Genomic DNA, 15056 nt, shown 5'->3' with positions numbered 1-15056 from the left:
CTTCCAATTTAGGCGGCCTGGCGCAGGGGTCCCACCTCTTCCCATCCCGAACAGAGAAGTTAAGCCCTGCAGCGCCGATGGTACTGGGGTTACACCCGGGAGAGTAGGTCGCCGCCTCATTCATTACAAGCCCCGATCACGGGGCTTTTTTTATGCCCTTACTTCTCAGACTACCAACGTCACATTCCTTACAGAATCCCTTTTCCAGCTCTCAACAAGTCCTTCTCAAAAGTTTATTTTTCATTTTTAGATTATTGTTGCAGTTTTGCATCAAATAGATTTCGAATGGCTGTACTCTTCCAAGGATTGACATGGATCGATAAGGGAGAATCCCAAAAAGGTGATTTTGTTTTTGTTGATGGTCAATTCCAATTGCTCGATTCAACACTAGACTATAAACATGCTCAAATTATCAATTCTGAAGGATGGTTGGCGTCCAAGGGTTGGATAGATCTTCGTGTTGCTTCAGGAGAGCCTGGTTTAGAACACAAAGAAACGATCGAGACCCTTTGTGATAGTCTATACTGCTCTGGGTTTTCGACAGCCGTGATGATGCCAAATACCCAACCTGTTGTTCAAAATAAAAGTCTGGTTGACTTCATCAAAAATAAATCTGCTTACAGCTCGGTTGAATTGATTCCTCAAGCCGCAGTAACCATGGATTTAAAAGGGGAAGATCTGACTGAAATGTTGGATATGCACTATCAGTCTGGGGTGACCATTTTTGGAGAAGGTAAAGATCCATTATCAAACAGTGATCGATTCCTTAAAATCATCCAATACCTTCAAAAATTTAATGGTGTCCTTTTTGATCATTCCTATGACCCGCTATTGGCAATTTTTGGACAAATGCATGAAGGTGAAGTATCTACAAGACTAGGACTTAAAGGGATTCCGTCCTTAGCTGAAGAAGTAGCTATTCAAAAAAACTTGGAGTTAATTCGCTATGCAGGTGGACGCGTTCATTTTCAGACAATTAGTACAGCAAAATCCGTAGCTCTAATCCGAAAAGCAAAAGAGGAAGGCTTAAATGTAACAGCAGATGTCTCTATTTACCAGTTGATTTTTTCAGATGGAGATTTGGTTGAATTTGATCCCAATTTGAAAGTATTACCTCCATTTCGAAGTGAGAATGATCGAATGGCTCTTTTGGAAGGGTTAAAAGACGGAACTATCGATGCAATTGTTTCGAATCATCAACCCGAAGACTATGATTCCAAATTCATGGAATTTGATTTGGCAGCTTTCGGGATGGCAGGTTTACAAACCTTTTTACCAGCAATGGTAAAATTGGAAAAGGAGTTAGGTTGGGAGTTAATGATCGAGAAACTAACTGATGGCCCCTTAGAAGTTTTAGGCCGCACTTCTTCTAATTCCATTACGATTTTTGATCCAAAAGAATCTTGGATTTACGATCACCCAAGTAATCGATCTCTTTCTTTTAACCATCCTTGGTTTGGGAAGGAATTAACAGGTAAAGTGAAATATAGAATTTACGACGGTGTTTTAAGCGAAATCGATGATTAAGTATTTTGGATCTGCTTATCAATTCGGAACCCTCGGGGGGATTCTAAGCTTGATTGCTTTTGGGGTCTTAGCTTGGATGGTACCGGATCCAACAAATCTGAATTTGATTTTCGGTTACATAATTACCCCAATTTCAATATTCCTTGCACTTAAATTTTTTAAAGATTACACTAATAATGGTTTCTTGTCATTTGCTGAAGGTATGTCAGTTGGTTTTGTAACATACATGATTATCGCGCTTCTTTCGGTGGTTGGAATCTGGGCTATTTTTCAAGTTTTTCCTGAATTCTTTGAAACAGTCAAGGCTTCCAAGCTCCAGGTAATGGCGAACAGCCGGGATACCATCATTTCTCAAGTAGGTGAAGCTTCCTATGAAAATACCCAAGAAAGTCTTTTAAAAATGAGCCCTTTAGATATAGCACTAAATGATGGGATTTGGAAAATAGTGCCCGGACTGTTTTTTACCATTATTATTTCTATTATTTTGAGAAAAAACCCTAATTAATTTATTATGGAAGAGAAGCAAACTCCTTTTCAAGCCGCTGTAAGACCTGGTCTTACGATAGGTCTTATCTCTGTGGCCTTAACTTATGTGGCCTATTTTGTCGACTCAACAATGCTAGCTTCCGGCTGGTTTGGGCTAGTTGCTCTAGTAGTGTTTTTTGTTTTGATCATCTATTTCGGTAGACAATACCGTACCGAATTAGGAGGCTTTATGACATTTGGTACAGCCTTCAATTTTTCATTTATCACCATGATTATTTCTGGCCTGATTTCTCTAGTCGGACAAATTTTGCTTTTCCAGGTGATTGATCCAGCGTTGCCTGGAGTTTTGGCAGATCAATCATTACAAAATACACTTGAGATCATGGAAAGATTTGGAGCATCTGCGGATTCTATGACTCCTGAGCAAATGGATGAAATACGTAACAGAACGTTGGATAATTTTTCCATGACTGGCCAGGTCAAAAATTTTGGAATTGGATTAATTATCTACGCGATCATTGCTTTGATTTTAGGAGCTATTCTTAAAAAAAGAGACAAATCCTTAGATTACTGATATGCTTCAAATTTCGGCGGTTGTTCCTGTTTTCAACGAGGAAGAATCTCTTTCAGAACTTACCCAATGGATTAGCCGTGTTATGCACCATCACGGCTTTTCTTATGAAATCATCCTAGTAAATGATGGGAGTACGGATGGTTCGTGGGAAAAAATCGCAGAGCTTGCCGAGGCAAATGGAAATATCAAAGGAATTAATTTCACACGAAATTATGGAAAATCTGCGGCCTTGGATGCAGGTTTTAAAAAAGCCCAAGGGAAAGTAGTGGTAACGCTTGATGCGGATTTGCAGGATAGTCCAGATGAAATCCCCGCACTTTACGAAATGATAGAAAAGGAAGGCTTTGATGTAGTTTCGGGCTGGAAAAAAGAACGTCATGACCCGATTTCAAAAACCATTCCCTCCCGATTTTTTAATGCAGTTACCCGATGGATTTCAGGTATCAAACTCCATGATTTCAATTGCGGGCTCAAAGCTTACAAATTGAAAGTGGTTAAAAACATTCAGGTTTATGGGGAGATGCATCGCTATATTCCTTTGTTAGCGAAATGGAATGGGTTTGGAAAAATTGGTGAAAAGGTAGTTCAGCATCAAGCCCGAAAATATGGATACTCTAAATTTGGGATTGAGCGATTTCTGAATGGTTTTTTGGATCTAATCTCGGTTTCTTTTGTACATCGATATAAAAAGAAGCCTATGCATTTTTTTGGATTACTAGGCACATTATCCTTCATTTCAGGTTTTTTAATTACTTGTTGGCTTATTTTCCAAAAGATTTATGGCCTCAAAAATGGTCTTCCGGTTCGAGAGATTGTTGATCAGCCTTTGTTCTTTTTGGCTTTGGTGGCATTAATTATTGGGGTTCAACTTTTTGTAACTGGCTTTATTGCCGAATTAATGACTTCCAATCAATCGAAAGAATCAGAATATAAAATAGACGAGGAAATCAACTTTGAGTATTGATGCTCTTTTCGGTTATCATTCCTGTTTACAACCGTCCAGAAGAATTGAGGGAGCTTCTGTATTCATTAACATGTCAAACCCAATCCAATTTTGAAGTCATTGTAGTAGAAGATGGGTCCGGGCTCAAGGCCGAGGAAGTTTGTCATTCTTTTCAAAAGGAATTAAGAATTCAGTATGTTTTTCAAAAAAATTCGGGTCAAGGTTTTGCCCGAAATAAAGGAATGGAACTGGCAAAAGGGGATTTTTATATTCTATTTGATTCCGATGTAGTTGTTCCAGATAATTATTTTTTTCAGGTGGAAAATGCAATTCTAGAAAGGAATTTGGACGCTTTCGGTGGTCCTGATGCAGCAGCAAAAGATTTTTCTATACTTCAAAAAGCGATGGATTTTGCCATGACCTCATTTTGGACGACGGGAGGAATTCGCGGAAAAATGAAAGACCCGGCAAAATACCAAGCTCGCGGTTTCAATATGGGCGTTTCTAAAGCAGTTTTCGAAAAAACAGGAGGTTTTTTGGATCCCAATCAGGGAGAAGATATCGAATGGAGTATCCGGATAAAAAAAGCAGGTTTCAGATTGGAATTAGTAAAAGAAGCCTTTGTTTTCCATAAGCGAAAAAATACACTATGGAGCTTTAGCAAGCAGGCTTTTTCCTTTGGGAGAAATCGTATAAATGTTTCAAGATTTCATCCAGATGCTATTCAGATTGTGCATCTTATGCCTTCTCTCTTTTTAGCCTTTTTGATCAGCTTGAGTTTGACAGGAATGCTGGGATGGAGAATTTTTATGCTCCAGTTCCTAGTTTTTAGCTGTTGGGTTTTAGCTGTTTGGATATCGGCCACTTTCAAGACTAAATCTTTTCTTGCAGGCTTGCTAGCGATAGTAACCTCAATTCTTCAGCTTTCAGCTTATGGTTTAGGCTTTATATGGGAATTCTTGGTAAAGATCTTCAAAGGTTAGCTGCCTTTTCGGCATAGGAAAATTATTTCCTTTGGGGGAAGGGCATATTTTTGAACCAGTTCTTTTGGTAGGTTTTCTACAAAGTGATTCTCTTCTATGCCAAGACCCGATTTTCGAAGTCGCTCGGCATAGTCTTTTCCATATTTTCTTACATGATCTCGCTGACCAAACAAATGTTCCCTTTCCGCTGGATCTGTAATCGTTGGATCCTCCAAGGTTTTTTCAAGTTCATAAATGGGTGATTGAATAATCCCCCAACCAGTAGGCTTCAATACTCTATTGAATTCTTCACAAACCCTCAAGTCATCTTCTACATGCTCCAAAACATGATTGCAAAAAATCACATCAAAGCTATTTTCCGGAAAGGGAATATCATGAACATCCATTTTTACCTTCGCCAAGGGGGATTCCAGATCGGCAGTGATGTAGTCCAAATTTGGCAATGCATCAAATAACTTCAAGAAACAATGCTCAGGGGCAACATGTAATACCCGGAGTTTATCGGTGAAAAAAATGGTTTCCTTTTGTAAAAATAACCACATCAAACGATGTCGCTCTAGGGAGAGGCAGTTAGGGCAAAGGGCATTTTCTCTGGCTTTTCGTCCATAAGGAAGAAATTTTTTAAACTGAGAATTACAAATTGGGCATTCCACGCCTTCTCCTTTATTTTTCCAGGCAAAAAACCTCATCGCCACAGGGCTCACACGCTGTAAGAGTGGCCTAGGAACGTATCGAATGACAAAGGAAATAGTCTTTTTAATCATGGCCCGCAATTTAGGTAACCTTCATTTCCTGTACCAGAAGTTTTCTGAAGAGATTTAGCATTTTTTCACACGATACTCTTAGGTCCTGATTGGTTAATGAATGTTCAATCATTATTTTAGTTAAATTATTTTCAAAATCTAGATACCTCATGAAGAGACTTTCAATTGTTCTATTTTGTCTTTTTGCTTTTCATCTAAGTGTTTCTGAATCTATAGCCCAAGAAGTGGTGACTTATACTCTTCAGGAAATGGTTCAGAGGGCCAAAGATCGTTCTCCCGCCTCCTTACGGGCAAAAACCAGACGTGAAAATCGCTATTGGCAGTATCGGTTATTTCGATCAAATTATAATCCCCAACTACGATTAAATGGCACCATCCCCAGTTATTCCCAAGCATTCAATAGTATTACACAGCCTGATGGTTCCATCGAATTTTTGGAGGTTCAGCAAAATTTCATGGATTTAGAATTAGGACTTCAGCAGGTGATTTCTCCTACTGGTGGTGTAATCTCGGTAAATACTTCCACTAATCGATTTGATAATTTTTTAGCCGGGCCGAATGATATCCAAACACGCTGGTCCGGAGTACCTGTCAATGTTCGTTTTCAACAGCCGCTTTTTGCCTATAATCCATATAAATGGGACAAAAAGATCCAACCCCTTCTCTTCGAAGAAAGTAAACGGGAATATGTCCAGGAAATGGAGGAGGTGTCTTTTTTTGTAAGTCAATTATTCTTTGACTATTTACTAGCTCAGGTAAATGTTGGAATAGCTCAGCAAAACCTAACGAACACCGAGGAAATCTTTTCTATCGAGCAAGCCCGCTATGATTTGGGGACTACTTTTGAGGATAAGCTGCTTCAGGTGGAGCTACAGGTGTTGCAAGCACGGCAGGATTTGGCCCAAGCAAAGTTGGATCTGGAAAGTTCAGCTCTAGCCGTAAAGTCTTTTATCGGCTTAGATCCCAATACAGAAATCGAGCTGGATTCTCCGGAAGAAGTTCCTTTTTTTGATGTAAATGTGGACGATGCGATAGAATTAGCCTTTCAAAATAGGGCAGAGGCATTGGGTTTTCAAAGGCGAAAAATAGAAGCCGAAGCAGCTATGGCTGAGGCAAAAGGACAGCGTTTTGCCGTACAATTGAATGCTAGCTATGGCTACAATAATGCTGCTTTTACTTGGTCCGATATCTATCAAAATCCCAATACCCAAGCTTTGGTTAGTTTAGGTTTTTCTGTTCCGATTTTGGATTGGGGGAGAAATAAAGCCCGTTTGGCTCAGGCTGAAGCTAATCAGCAATTGGTAGAGTATACCGTGCAGCAAGATGAAATCAATTTTGAGCAAGAGATTTTTACAAAGGTGAAGAATTTCTTGATGATTAGGGAGCGTCTTCAGGTAACCAAGGTGTCTGATGAAGTTGCCCAAAGGCGGTATGAGATAGCCATTAAGCGATATCAGTCTGGAAATGTGTCAATTACGGATCTTTCGATTGCTCAGAATGAAAAAGACACGAATCGTAGAGCCTATTTCAGCGCCTTAAAGGATTATTGGCTGGCTTATTATGAACTCCGGGCTTTGACACTTTTTGATTTCGAAAATCAGGAATTATTGTATAAAACAGAATAAAAAAAGGCGGTGTTAACCGCCTTCTTCATATTTTCTGATTTGCTCCTTTAATTTCTCGATTTCCTTTTCAAGTTTTACTACTTGTTTTTCATACTTTTGAATGGACTTAGTTTCTTTCGAGACCTGTTTAGGGGATAGTTTTCCACTAGTGTTTGATTTGTTAAACTTATCCCGACTGCTTTGTAGCTTTTTTTTCGCTTTTGCTAGCTTTTCTTCATCCTTGGCTAATTTCTCTTTTGCCTTTTCATACTTATCCTTTGCTTTGGCTTCCTTGATTTCTGCTTTGGAAGGTTCAGTGGTTTGGCCCATCACTTCAGTAGAAAGGGATAAAAGGCTTGCCAAGAGAAGAGTGGCCAAAAATCCTATTTTCAAAATATTTTTCATGAGAAAAGTTTTACTTAATGTAATGAAAATCAGCGTTATAATATAAGAAAAGCATAATTATTCGCTCGAACTTTCTTCCTGTCCGCCATTTTTAGGAAGTCTATTTGCTTTTTTTAGCGCTTCACGAATAATCCACTCCAGCTGTCCATTGGTGCTTCGGAATTCGTCCGCAGCCCATTTTTCAATGGCTTTCATGGTTTCTTCACTGATTCGAAGTGCAAATGCTTTCTTCTTACTCATAGGAAGTTTCCTCCTGCCAATAATCCAGAAATGCCTTCAATTCACCGGCCTTTTGAGTTCCGATCATGATCTTCTTTTTCTCATCCGTATGGATGGTCATTCCTTTATCGCCAATGATGCTATAAGCCTTTGTTGTTCGGTTACCCTTAATTCCCCATCCTCCAAAATCCGAGATAGGAGAATAGCTGATCACCTGTATTTCTCGAATTTTGGACCTGGGAATCGTTCTCCATTTGTTGATAAAGGGGACATATCGATAATGAATGCCTACCTCATCTATTCTACTTTCGAGACGAATGCTCATCAGTAACAAAAATGTCAGCCCAACGACCCCAATGATCACAGCTGTTGCAAAAGCGATTTCATTCGGGTCTGTTTTACTCGTTTTTAGTATTATGAAGACTAAAATGAGCATGGGAATCTCAGTCATTAGCAACAAATACATGAGCCAAGTGCCACGGTAAGATTGACTTTCCTTGTAAACCTGATGAGCCATAGCTTTATTGGTTTAGTGTTCCTACGTTTAGTACGGGGTTTGCACTTTTATCTGAGCAAAGAACAACCATCAGGTTGGATACCATCGTTGCCTTTTTTTCCTCATCAAACTCAATAATATCCTTCATTTTTAGATCATCTAATGCCATTTCCACCATTCCAACAGCACCTTCTACAATTTTTTGGCGGGCGGCTACAATGGCTGTTGCCTGTTGACGCTGAAGCATGGCAGAGGCAATTTCGGATGCATAGGCTAAGTGTGAGATTCTGGCTTCAATTACCTTGATTCCCGCGTGATGCAATCGCTCGGATATTTCTTTTTCAAGGGAATGATTGACTTCTTCTACACCTGAACGAAGTGTAACTTCCGCATCTTCGTCCTCGAAATTGTCATATGGATAAAGACCTGCCATTTTTCGAACAGCAGCATCTGATTGTAAGTGAACGAAGTTCTCATAATCTTCCACATCAAAGGTAGCTTTGAAGGTGTCTTCCACTTGCCAAACCACAATGGTCCCAATCATGACAGGGTTACCAATTTTATCATTGACTTTGAGTGGTTTGTTTTCAAAGTTTCGTACCCGCAAAGAAATTTTCTTTTTGGTCATAAATGGATTGACCCAGAAAAACCCATTAGCTTTTACAGTGCCTTTATAATCCCCAAATAGAAGCAAAACCATCGCTTTATTGGGTTCGACAATAAAGAATCCTGGAATCAGGAGAATGAAAACCAGAACACTGACTACCCCAAGAACTGGGATACCATTCAAAAAGGAGTACACAGTCAAAGGGATCATAATGAGATCCAACAAGAGAATGAGGTACCCGGACCAAGGTTTAATTATTTTTTCCATATTGATATGATATTAATTTGATATCATATTGAATTACGGAAATAAATTTAGAAGGTTCAAGTATTTGCAAAAAAAAATCCCTGAAAAACAGGGATTTAAATTTTAGATCAGATTAAACTACTTTTTAGAAAAGAGAGAATCCACAAATTCTTTGCGGTTGAATATCTGCAAATCGCTCATTTTTTCTCCCACTCCGATGTATTTGACAGGGATTTTAAATTGATCTGAAATTCCAATCACCACACCACCCTTGGCTGTTCCGTCCAGTTTGGTAATAGCTAAAGAAGTAACCTCAGTCGCCTTGGTGAATTCTTTTGCCTGGATGAATGCGTTTTGTCCTGTGGATCCATCCAATACCAACATGATTTCATGCGGTGCGTCTGGAATAAACTTCTGCATGACTCGTTTGATCTTGGAGAGTTCGTTCATCAGATTCACTTTGGTATGAAGTCGGCCAGCAGTATCGATGATGATCACATCCGCCCCCTGCTCCTTGCCTTGCTTTACCGTGTCAAATGCTACAGAGGCGGGGTCGGTATTCATGCCATGGGAAACCACCGGTACTCCAACGCGCTCTCCCCAAAGAATCAATTGGTCCACGGCAGCTGCTCGAAATGTATCAGCTGCTCCCAGGATGACAGATTTGCCATTACTCTTGAATAGGTTGGCTAGTTTTCCGATGGTAGTTGTTTTTCCAACCCCATTTACACCAACTACCATTATCACGTAGGGTTTTTTGTCTTCCGGAAGGTCAAAATCTAAAAAGTCTTGGGAATTATTTTCTTCCAGAAGAGCGATAATTTCTTCCCGGAGAATCTTGTCGAGTTCCTCCGTATTTAAGTACTTATCTCGGGCAACCCGTTCCTCAATTCGCTGTATGATTTTGATAGTGGTATCAACGCCAACATCCGAGGTGATCAGAATTTCTTCGAGTTCATCTAAAATCTCATCATCTACCTTAGATTTTCCCACAACGGCTTTGCTCAGCTTGGAGAAAATAGATTGATTGGATTTTTGTAGGCCTTGATCTAAACTTTCCTTTTTTTCCTTAGAGAATAATCCAAAGATTCCCATAACGTGAATTTTTGATGGAAAATAATAAAAAAGTCCCTGCTGACCGAAGTACAGAGGGACCTAATTGCATTACGATGCCGTTGGCAAATTATTTTTTCAAAGTATCCTGAACCATTGAGGTAGGAACCATTTCTTCTTTGAAGGTATATGCGCCGGTTTTGTCAGATTTTACCGCACGGATTACCTTGGCGTAAGTCACACCGCCTTCTTTTTTCAGGGTTGCTACTACTTTCTTAGCCATATCTTGTTTCGTTTACGGATTACTCCGGCTTAGATTACTTAATTTCTTTATGAACAGTGACCTTTTTAAGGATAGGATTGAATTTTTTCAATTCCAATCGCTCGGTCGTGTTCTTTCTGTTTTTGGTGGTGATGTACCGAGAGGTACCTGGCATGCCAGATTGCTTATGCTCTGTGCATTCCAAAATCACTTGTACTCTATTTCCTTTCTTAGCCATCTTTCTGAATATTTATCGCCGAGACTATATTATTTGATTACGATCATTCCTTTATCCTGCGCTTCTTTCAATACTGCAGAGATTCCTTTTTTATTGATCGTCTTCAATGCTTTAGTGCTAACTTTCAAAGTAATCCAAGCATCCTCTTCTGGTACATAGAAGGTTTTCTTTTGAAGATTCGGGTAAAATCTACGCTTGGTCTTGTTATTAGCATGGGACACATTGTTACCTACTTGAGGTCTTTTTCCGGTAATGTCACAAACTTTTGCCATGATTCAGTATCGTAAATGTATGCGTTTCACTAATGAGTCTGCAAATATCGGAACTTTTTGGGAATTAACAACAAAGCCCCCGAAAATATTGCCTGACTTTTCAGGCTTTTGAATATGGACAATGCTTACATCCACTTCCGCAGCAATATCCTCGCTTCCGATGATATTTTTCGGTGAATACCATAAGCCCTTGTTCATTGAAATAATAGTCTCCAGGCTCTAGAGCCGGAAGCTTCCCGCTATTCTTTTGGCTTTTCATGAGAGGGGCTTTGGGGCATTTACTATATTTGTACTCATCAGTTTTAACAGCCCAAAATTACAAAAGTTCATGGAGACCATCACTTCTAGCCGTCAGGCAATCGCCCTTGAAAATCAATACGGAGCCCATAATTACCATCCATTGCCTGTAGTTTTATCTAGAGGAGAAGGAGTTTTTCTATGGGATGTAGAAGGAAAAAGGTATTATGATTTTCTTTCTGCCTATTCTGCAGTTAATCAAGGTCATTGCAACCCTCGGATACAAAATGCTTTGATTGAGCAAGCTGGGAAATTAACCCTTACTTCCAGAGCTTTTTATAATGATGTATTAGGCCCATTTGAAAAGTACATCACAGAATATTTCGGCTTTGATAAGGTGCTACCCATGAATACCGGGGCTGAGGGTGTTGAAACTGCCATTAAAATTGCTAGAAAGTGGGGGTATGAAAGAAAAGGAGTGGCCGAAAACGAAGCAAAGATTATCGTGGCAGAGAATAATTTCCACGGTAGAACTACCACGATCATTTCCTTTTCTAATGATGCAAATGCAAGGAAAAACTTCGGTCCTTACACTGGAGGCTTTGTCAAAATCCCATATAATAATGTAGCTGCCTTAAAATCTGCCTTGGAAGATCCGCAGGTTGTTGCCTTTTTGGTGGAGCCTATTCAAGGGGAAGCAGGTGTTTACACGCCGGCTGATGATTATATCCGCCAAGTTCAAGAAGCCTGCGCTGCTAAAAATGTTCTATTTATTGCAGATGAGATTCAGACAGGGATTGCTCGTACGGGTTCTTTGCTAGCAGTTTGTGGTAATTGTACCTGTGAAGGCCATTGTGAAAGACAGGAAACTTATACAAAACCTGATATCTTGATTTTGGGGAAAGCGATTTCTGGGGGATTTTATCCGGTCTCTGCTGTTTTGGCTGATAAAGAAGTAATGGATGTAATTAAGCCGGGTCAGCATGGTTCTACTTTCGGCGGAAATCCTTTAGGGACTCAGGTTGCCATGACTGCACTTGAGGTGGTTCGCGATGAAAAATTGGCACAAAATGCACGTCGACTAGGTAAGATTTTTCGAGAGCGAATGCAAAAAATGGTGGATAAATATTCCATTGCGAAGCTAGTCAGAGGCAAAGGCTTGCTCAATGCCGTAGTCATCAATGATTCTGAAGATAGCTCTACCGCTTGGGATATCTGTATGAAGTTGGCTGAAAATGGATTATTGGCTAAACCCACCCACGGGAATATCATCCGTTTTGCCCCTCCATTGGTGATGACTGAAGAGCAGCTGCATGAATGCTGTGACATTATTGAAAAGGTGATTTCAGAGTTTAATTAATAAGGTGTAAAATTCTTTCGAAAGGTCGCTTTATTAGAAATGGTAAAGCGACCTCTCTTTTTTAACAATGGAAAAAGCGGTGATCTTCGATATGGATGGCGTAATCTGCCATACTAATCCATTCCACTCAAAGGCTTTTCGGGTTTTCTTTGAAAAAAGGAGTTTGTATCCCACAGAGGAAGAGTTTGCCCAGCATATGTATGGCAAAAGCAACTCCTATATATTAAGCCATTTTTTGGGAAGAAAAATTGAGGGAGATGAACTTCTGATTCTTGAGGATGAGAAGGAGAGTTTATTTCGGGAGATTTACCAACACCATGTTTCTCCCATTTCTGGATTTCTTGAATTTTTTAAGGATTTGAAAAATACTGGTTTTCTAACGGGGGTAGCGACTTCCGCTCCCTTTGCTAATCTCGAATTGATCGGTGGGAAGCTTGATCTTTTTCCTTACATGGAATCAACTTTGGCGAGCGAACATGTGACCAAGCACAAACCTGATCCGGAAGTCTATTTGAAGTCAGCTGAAAATCTTGGAGTAAATCCTGATCGATGTGTTGTTTTCGAGGATTCTTTTTCAGGAGTATCTGCCGCAAAAAATGCTGGGATGAAAGTAGTCGGCGTTTTGTCCTCTCACAGTGTAGATGAACTTCCGACCTGTGATTTTTATATTAATCATTTTGGGGAGGTGGATATACCAAGAATACTTTCATTTTTTGAATAATTTGAACATTCTAGGCTTAGTTATTTACAGGAGCTTTACTTCATCTTCATTGATTATTAAAAAAATCTAAGCGCTTCTGTAGAAAAGGAGGGTTTAATTATAGTTTTGACTTAATCAGATTTTTTCGCTCTTAACAATTTCTTAACATTGAAACCTGTGAAATAATGGATTCTGACCAAATAGCCTAGGTCTGATATCAGATTTTATTATAGATAGGATTAGTTTTGTTAATTATTTGATAATCTAGGATTCATTTTAAATCACAATTTTTCAAAGCAATTTTGCCGCGCTGTACAATTATCATCTTCTAATAATTCTATTATGCGAATAATTTTCGCGGTAGCTATGACCATTTTAGTCATGGTTAGCATCAGTGTCATTGCAAGAGGCGCTGTTCAGGATACTTTATTGTCTCAAGAACAAAATCCACCTAGAGTTGTCAATACTTGGTTTGAAAAAATCCAATTGAGAGGTTATGCTCAACTTCGTTATAATGGATTATTTGAGACAAATCCAGATCTTAAGTGTGATCAATGTGATAAATCATGGGGAGGAGACAATGGTGGATTCTTTTTCCGCCGAATCCGATTGATTTTTTATGGACAGATTCATCCTCAGGTTTATTTCTATATCCAGCCTGATTTCGCCTCAGGAGGGGGAAATTTTGCTCAAATAAGAGATGCTTATTTTGATTTGGCATTTGATAAAAAACAGGAATTTCGCGTCAGAATTGGTCAATCAAAAGTCCCATTTGGATTCGAAAATCTGCAGTCCAGTTCAAATAGACTTCCACTTGACCGAAATGACGGATTGAATTCTGCTGTTCCAAACGAACGTGAAACAGGACTTTTCTTTTATTACGCCCCACAAAAAATCCGGGAACGTTTTCGGTTTTTGACATCCTCAGGATTAAAGGGCTCCGGTGACTACGGAATGTTTGGTTTGGGGATTTATAATGGACAGGGACCCAATCAGCAGGACAAAAATAGAAATGTCCATGTTGTATCAAGGTTTACCTATCCTTTTGAGTTTTCCTCAGGTCAGATTTTGGAAGCTTCTTTTCAAGGATATGTTGGCAACTACATAGTAACAAGAAATAATCCAGCCAGTACGGATCAGGTAGAATTCAAGGATTTTCGCTACGGGCCTACTGTGGTTTTGTACCCACAGCCTTTTGGGTTACAGGCTGAATTCAATTGGGGAAAAGGGCCTGAATATGATCCTGAATTAGATGATGTTTTAGAGTCTCCTCTTCAAGGTGGATACATTTTGGCTAATTATAGAATTTTAAAAGGGAAAGATGTAATCATACCATTTACTCGATATCACTATTATAAAGGAGGGAAAAAGTTTGAAATTGATGCTACTCGACATCGAGTCAAAGAATTGGAGGTCGGTTTTGAATGGCAACCTCATAGAAACTTTGAACTTGTATGTATGTATACTTTCTCAGATAGAACGGCTGAAAATTCACTTAACCCTTCCAATAGGCAAAAAGGAAGTTTGCTAAGGCTTCAAGCCCAAGTAAATTTTTAAAAACCATCCAGAGGTGGCCTGAAATAATGTGCCCCCAAAAAGTTAGACACTTATTGGGGGCATTTTTTATGAGCAAAAATTCAGGTGTGAAAGTTGTCGGCGTTTTGTCCTCTCACAGTATAGATGAACTTCCATCTTGGGAATTTTTATTTTGAAATTTTAAGCAACTGAGGGTACGGAAAGTTTATTTGTTCCAAGAATCTTAGTCAAGGCTGCACTTAACAAGGAATCAATCTTAAATCAAATTTTTCCAATTCTATCTTTTTCAAGGGCCTTGTGTGCTTTCTATTAACAAAATTTGGTATTTGGAATATAATTCAAATTGAATCCAAATATTATTTTATAATTAAGACTTAAAGAAGAATAAAAATTACTTTTTAGATTATTTTAACCAAATATTGATTTTTAAATACATAAAATTGAATAATAAATTGGTTTAATTGAATTTTATTGATTTTACAATTTTCTTTAGAATTTTTCTCAGAGAAAAAATTTTTATTCTTTTTATAATTTACTTAAATTC

Annotated in this window: 19 protein-coding genes and 1 rRNA gene; 10 read left to right on the top strand and 10 right to left on the bottom strand. The window is 38.9% G+C overall.

Annotated elements, in window-relative coordinates; all coding sequences use genetic code 11:
* Nucleotides 1-8 precede the first annotated feature (8 nt).
* The 6 genes from rrf to E4S40_RS12185 all read left to right on the top strand — a co-directional run bounded on the left by rrf (nt 9) and on the right by E4S40_RS12185 (nt 4513).
* Nucleotides 9-120, top strand: a 5S ribosomal RNA gene (gene rrf, locus E4S40_RS12210).
* A 165-nt stretch (nt 121-285) separates the two neighbouring features.
* Complete coding sequence (locus E4S40_RS12205; protein ID WP_135074415.1) at nt 286-1527, top strand: dihydroorotase; 1242 nt, start codon at nt 286-288, stop codon at nt 1525-1527.
* Complete coding sequence (locus E4S40_RS12200; RefSeq protein WP_135074413.1) at nt 1520-2032, top strand: DUF4199 domain-containing protein; 513 nt, start codon at nt 1520-1522, stop codon at nt 2030-2032. Before E4S40_RS12205 ends, E4S40_RS12200 begins: the two co-directional genes overlap by 8 nt.
* A gap of 6 nt (nt 2033-2038) precedes the next feature.
* Nucleotides 2039-2587, top strand: a complete 549-nt coding sequence (locus E4S40_RS12195) for a DUF4199 domain-containing protein (protein ID WP_135074411.1) — start codon at nt 2039-2041, stop codon at nt 2585-2587.
* Between the two features lies 1 nt (nt 2588).
* On the top strand, nt 2589-3551 hold the full coding sequence (locus tag E4S40_RS12190) for a glycosyltransferase family 2 protein (protein ID WP_135074409.1): 963 nt from the start codon (nt 2589-2591) through the stop codon (nt 3549-3551).
* Complete coding sequence (locus E4S40_RS12185) at nt 3551-4513, top strand: glycosyltransferase (RefSeq protein ID WP_135074407.1); 963 nt, start codon at nt 3551-3553, stop codon at nt 4511-4513. The genes E4S40_RS12190 and E4S40_RS12185 overlap by 1 nt, the downstream gene beginning before the upstream one ends.
* Here the strand turns inward: E4S40_RS12185 and E4S40_RS12180 are convergent.
* Complete coding sequence (locus E4S40_RS12180; protein ID WP_135074499.1) at nt 4510-5274, bottom strand: class I SAM-dependent methyltransferase; 765 nt, start codon at nt 5272-5274, stop codon at nt 4510-4512. The two genes, E4S40_RS12185 and E4S40_RS12180, sit on opposite strands and share 4 nt — an antisense overlap.
* Before the next feature lie 152 nt (nt 5275-5426).
* Here E4S40_RS12180 and E4S40_RS12175 point away from each other — a divergent pair, with 152 nt between their 5' ends.
* Nucleotides 5427-6902, top strand: a complete 1476-nt coding sequence (locus tag E4S40_RS12175; protein WP_135074405.1) for a TolC family protein — start codon at nt 5427-5429, stop codon at nt 6900-6902.
* 12 nt (nt 6903-6914) lie between these two features.
* On the opposite strand, the gene E4S40_RS12170 is transcribed toward E4S40_RS12175, so the two are convergent.
* From E4S40_RS12170 to E4S40_RS17230, 9 genes are all read right to left on the bottom strand, one after another.
* Nucleotides 6915-7286 (bottom strand): hypothetical protein, encoded by a 372-nt coding sequence (locus E4S40_RS12170; RefSeq protein ID WP_135074403.1) that lies wholly within the window; start codon nt 7284-7286, stop codon nt 6915-6917.
* Nucleotides 7287-7343: 57 nt separating this feature from the next.
* A complete protein-coding gene (locus E4S40_RS12165; RefSeq protein WP_135074401.1) occupies nt 7344-7526 on the bottom strand; it encodes an Arc family DNA-binding protein in 183 nt (60 codons plus the stop codon).
* Complete coding sequence (locus E4S40_RS12160; protein ID WP_135074399.1) at nt 7519-8022, bottom strand: YdbT family protein; 504 nt, start codon at nt 8020-8022, stop codon at nt 7519-7521. Before E4S40_RS12160 ends, E4S40_RS12165 begins: the two co-directional genes overlap by 8 nt.
* 4 nt (nt 8023-8026) lie before the next feature.
* The gene (locus tag E4S40_RS12155; protein ID WP_135074397.1) at nt 8027-8875 is read right to left on the bottom strand and encodes an SPFH domain-containing protein; all 849 of its coding nucleotides are present in this window, start codon (nt 8873-8875) and stop codon (nt 8027-8029) included.
* Between the two features lie 117 nt (nt 8876-8992).
* Entirely contained in the window at nt 8993-9949 is a 957-nt protein-coding gene (ftsY, locus tag E4S40_RS12150) for a signal recognition particle-docking protein FtsY (protein ID WP_135074395.1), read from the bottom strand.
* A gap of 88 nt (nt 9950-10037) precedes the next feature.
* On the bottom strand, nt 10038-10190 hold the full coding sequence (locus E4S40_RS12145) for a DUF4295 domain-containing protein (protein WP_135074393.1): 153 nt from the start codon (nt 10188-10190) through the stop codon (nt 10038-10040).
* Between the two features lie 34 nt (nt 10191-10224).
* On the bottom strand, nt 10225-10407 hold the full coding sequence (rpmG, locus tag E4S40_RS12140) for a 50S ribosomal protein L33 (protein ID WP_092174477.1): 183 nt from the start codon (nt 10405-10407) through the stop codon (nt 10225-10227).
* A 29-nt stretch (nt 10408-10436) separates the two neighbouring features.
* Nucleotides 10437-10679, bottom strand: a complete 243-nt coding sequence (rpmB, locus tag E4S40_RS12135) for a 50S ribosomal protein L28 (RefSeq protein WP_135074391.1) — start codon at nt 10677-10679, stop codon at nt 10437-10439.
* Nucleotides 10680-10779: 100 nt separating this feature from the next.
* On the bottom strand, nt 10780-10863 hold the full coding sequence (locus E4S40_RS17230) for a DUF5522 domain-containing protein (protein ID WP_237563190.1): 84 nt from the start codon (nt 10861-10863) through the stop codon (nt 10780-10782).
* A 144-nt stretch (nt 10864-11007) separates the two neighbouring features.
* On the opposite strand from E4S40_RS17230, the gene rocD reads away from it, so the two are divergent.
* From rocD to E4S40_RS12120, 3 genes are all read left to right on the top strand, one after another.
* Nucleotides 11008-12276 carry an ornithine--oxo-acid transaminase gene (rocD, locus tag E4S40_RS12130; RefSeq protein ID WP_135074389.1) on the top strand — a complete coding sequence of 423 codons (1269 nt, stop codon included), beginning with the start codon at nt 11008-11010 and terminating at the stop codon, nt 12274-12276.
* A gap of 67 nt (nt 12277-12343) precedes the next feature.
* A complete protein-coding gene (locus E4S40_RS12125; protein ID WP_135074387.1) occupies nt 12344-12997 on the top strand; it encodes an HAD family hydrolase in 654 nt (217 codons plus the stop codon).
* 321 nt (nt 12998-13318) lie between these two features.
* A complete protein-coding gene (locus E4S40_RS12120) occupies nt 13319-14533 on the top strand; it encodes a porin (RefSeq protein WP_135074385.1) in 1215 nt (404 codons plus the stop codon).
* The last annotated feature ends 523 nt before the right edge of the window (nt 14534-15056 follow it).

Source organism: Algoriphagus kandeliae (assembly GCF_004571135.1).
Lineage (GTDB): Bacteria > Bacteroidota > Bacteroidia > Cytophagales > Cyclobacteriaceae > Algoriphagus > Algoriphagus kandeliae.
The sequence above is the reverse complement of the archived record's forward strand: the minus strand, read 5'-3'. Positions and strand labels throughout refer to the sequence as shown.

What these genes read in the sequence shown, in the direction of transcription:
- E4S40_RS12205 (WP_135074415.1), top strand. Translation starts at nt 286, where the DNA reads ATGGCTGTACTCTTCCAAGGATTGACATGGATCGATAAGGGAGAATCC.
- E4S40_RS12200 (WP_135074413.1), top strand. Translation starts at nt 1,520, where the DNA reads ATGATTAAGTATTTTGGATCTGCTTATCAATTCGGAACCCTCGGGGGG.
- E4S40_RS12195 (WP_135074411.1), top strand. Translation starts at nt 2,039, where the DNA reads ATGGAAGAGAAGCAAACTCCTTTTCAAGCCGCTGTAAGACCTGGTCTT.
- E4S40_RS12190 (WP_135074409.1), top strand. Translation starts at nt 2,589, where the DNA reads ATGCTTCAAATTTCGGCGGTTGTTCCTGTTTTCAACGAGGAAGAATCT.
- E4S40_RS12185 (WP_135074407.1), top strand. Translation starts at nt 3,551, where the DNA reads ATGCTCTTTTCGGTTATCATTCCTGTTTACAACCGTCCAGAAGAATTG.
- E4S40_RS12175 (WP_135074405.1), top strand. Translation starts at nt 5,427, where the DNA reads ATGAAGAGACTTTCAATTGTTCTATTTTGTCTTTTTGCTTTTCATCTA.
- E4S40_RS12170 (WP_135074403.1), bottom strand. Translation starts at nt 7,286, where the DNA reads ATGAAAAATATTTTGAAAATAGGATTTTTGGCCACTCTTCTCTTGGCA.
- E4S40_RS12165 (WP_135074401.1), bottom strand. Translation starts at nt 7,526, where the DNA reads ATGAGTAAGAAGAAAGCATTTGCACTTCGAATCAGTGAAGAAACCATG.
- E4S40_RS12160 (WP_135074399.1), bottom strand. Translation starts at nt 8,022, where the DNA reads ATGGCTCATCAGGTTTACAAGGAAAGTCAATCTTACCGTGGCACTTGG.
- E4S40_RS12155 (WP_135074397.1), bottom strand. Translation starts at nt 8,875, where the DNA reads ATGGAAAAAATAATTAAACCTTGGTCCGGGTACCTCATTCTCTTGTTG.
- ftsY (WP_135074395.1), bottom strand. Translation starts at nt 9,949, where the DNA reads ATGGGAATCTTTGGATTATTCTCTAAGGAAAAAAAGGAAAGTTTAGAT.
- E4S40_RS12145 (WP_135074393.1), bottom strand. Translation starts at nt 10,190, where the DNA reads ATGGCTAAGAAAGTAGTAGCAACCCTGAAAAAAGAAGGCGGTGTGACT.
- rpmG (WP_092174477.1), bottom strand. Translation starts at nt 10,407, where the DNA reads ATGGCTAAGAAAGGAAATAGAGTACAAGTGATTTTGGAATGCACAGAG.
- rpmB (WP_135074391.1), bottom strand. Translation starts at nt 10,679, where the DNA reads ATGGCAAAAGTTTGTGACATTACCGGAAAAAGACCTCAAGTAGGTAAC.
- E4S40_RS17230 (WP_237563190.1), bottom strand. Translation starts at nt 10,863, where the DNA reads ATGGTATTCACCGAAAAATATCATCGGAAGCGAGGATATTGCTGCGGA.
- rocD (WP_135074389.1), top strand. Translation starts at nt 11,008, where the DNA reads ATGGAGACCATCACTTCTAGCCGTCAGGCAATCGCCCTTGAAAATCAA.
- E4S40_RS12125 (WP_135074387.1), top strand. Translation starts at nt 12,344, where the DNA reads ATGGAAAAAGCGGTGATCTTCGATATGGATGGCGTAATCTGCCATACT.
- E4S40_RS12120 (WP_135074385.1), top strand. Translation starts at nt 13,319, where the DNA reads ATGCGAATAATTTTCGCGGTAGCTATGACCATTTTAGTCATGGTTAGC.